The following is a 1,849-nucleotide window of genomic DNA, read 5'->3' as shown; positions in this document are numbered from 1 at the left end:
CGTATTTCCACGACCGCCCATATGAATCAGATCATTCGCAAACTCAAATTGAAAAAGAGTCTGATCCAATTGACCTGTCATCGACAACGTAAAACCTTCCACGATCTGTTTGATGTTTTTGTTCTCTTCCGCATATTCCTTCGCATCATACAAATCTTTCTTCGCTCCGCTAAAATCTCCAGTCGCAGATTTCAACACCGCCTTGCCGATCATGCTCCCCATTTGGCTCAGGTCTTTTAAGGAAAGATTTTTTGCTCCCTTAAGAATATTCTCCGTTCCGGTCGCCATTGCCGTATATGGGCTGTACATTCTCGCAATGCCGGTCTTTCTCCGGTTGCGAGACGCGTCCATCTGCGCCTTCCGTTTGTCCATCTCCCGCTTACCTTTGAGAATGGTATAAAATTGACCAAACTGAACAAAACCGAAATCTCCGTCCGGAACATCTCCCACTAAAAAGCCAGAACCCACCGCAGACTTAGCGCACTGCTCCGCTGTTTTACCAACGCAAGCCGTATTCTGACCAGACATCGTTCCTTCCACAAACTCGTCAAACGCATCCATCAAATCGGTGCCGTCCGTAAACCCGACTGCAAGACCAAGCTCCGCCTCGTAGTTTCTCGTCTTCTCCGTATTTAACGTCTTCTTGAAGTCGTTTAACATTTTGTTGCGGGCCAAACGAACCATCACCGTAACGTCGCTCGGACTCGGAGCATTGCTCTTCCCGTCTAACAACGATTCGGTTTTTGAGAGGTCCCATTCGTTGCCGTTTCCATCCTTCACAAGAGGAAACTCAGTAGGAGGGGTATATACAAAGTCGTTGTAAACCGGTAAAACCTGCTGTTCCGTGCCACCCGCAGCGTTCTTGATCACGCGCAAATACATCGCTCCCATTCTCGCAAAACCGCCAAACGCCATCGTTGAGTCCAAACTCTTCTGCGTGGCTTCGTTTTGTTTTTTCACAGCAAGAACAAAACTCTCCGGCATATTCCGCAAACTCTCCAAAGCCTGCAAGATCACCATGTTCTGACTCAGAACGTTCGTCTTCTCCATCAAACTCTTGAACTGATCCTTCACTCCCTTGTCGTTGAAGTTGTATTTCTTCACCTCGTTTAAAAAGAAGTTGGTATCGATGCTCGAAGCTCGGTCCATCAAACTCGCAGACAAACTTCCCGGTTTCTTCGCAAGCACGCTTGCAAGAATATCGTTCACATTGATGCTCAAGCTCACTCCCTGCGGTAAGTTCTCTTGCATGCTCTGCACAACTCCCGCAATCGAATCATACATCTCTCGCAAACTCTGTTCTTCCGCGTTGTTCTGGCTTTGTAAAAGAAAGTTCTGCGTCCACGTTTCTTTGTTTTGCACCGCTTGTTCGATCTTGTTCAAAAACAACGCCTGGTTCGCTTCGTGTTCCGCCTTGAAGTCCGCTCTCCAGTCCTTCCACTTCGCGCCAAACTCCTGCGCCATATTCTCCCAGCGTTTCGTTCCCACTTCTTTCAAATACGAAACGTTCTGGATCCAATCCTGTTTCAGGTCATAGAATTCTTTTTCTTTCAAATCCCACTGCTGCGATTGTTTGTCAGCACGCTGTTTCAACTCCATTCCAAAAAGTTGGGTCACAACTCCGTTCTCGCCCATATAGTCGTGGATAACCTTTTGGTAAATGTCCGTTTCCACGTTACGCGCAACCTCGTTCGGCGCCCCGTCGTGTTTGTGATTTTTTTCGGCCGCGTCCTGCGGTGACGATCCGTAGAGAGGCATCGCATCGAACCTGCGCCGGACCGCGCTCGCAGCTCCGGTCAAGTTATTGTATTCTGCTTTTGAAACATTACATTTCTCTAATGCCAATAAC

General features: G+C 48.0%; 1 pseudogene. It reads right to left on the bottom strand.

The features are described from left to right. Positions 1-1,849, bottom strand: a pseudogene (locus tag EHQ17_RS19895) (hypothetical protein); the annotation flags it as partial.

It is taken from the genome of Leptospira gomenensis, assembly GCF_004770155.1.
Lineage (GTDB): Bacteria > Spirochaetota > Leptospiria > Leptospirales > Leptospiraceae > Leptospira > Leptospira gomenensis.
The sequence above is the reverse complement of the archived record's forward strand: the minus strand, read 5'-3'. Positions and strand labels throughout refer to the sequence as shown.